The sequence below is a fragment of the Komagataeibacter intermedius TF2 genome (assembly GCF_000964425.1).
Lineage (GTDB): Bacteria > Pseudomonadota > Alphaproteobacteria > Acetobacterales > Acetobacteraceae > Komagataeibacter > Komagataeibacter intermedius.
In genome coordinates, this window is record NZ_BANF01000629.1 from 1 (window position 1) to 332 (window position 332).

Sequence of the window (332 nt, forward strand, 5' to 3'; positions counted from 1 at the left end):
AGTGGTGACGTCGGGCGGTGAGCCAGCAACGGCCTCTGGCAGGACGTCGACCGCGAAATTCTGCGATGCGCCCCAACCAGGCTTATCCGGAACGTCAGGTTACGCGTTCACCTGCGTCGGCGAAGGAGAACCGTGATGACCCATGAATACATGACGGAAAAGCGTCTGATCGGCAGGTATGTGGTTGAACTGGGTTTCCACCCGGATGGTGGGGTTCTGATCCGGACGCCTGAAATCTATCCGCCTGCGGCCCGCCGATGGCGGGGACCCTATGAGAGCGTGGAGGCGGCAGTAGTCGAATTTTCCGCTTTCACGGCGGTTCCCAGAGTCAC

The 332-nt window shown here is 60.5% G+C and carries 1 pseudogene; it reads left to right on the forward strand.

The features are described from left to right. Positions 1-135 precede the first annotated feature (135 nt). Positions 136-332: pseudogene (locus B7449_RS18840) on the forward strand (hypothetical protein); the annotation flags it as partial.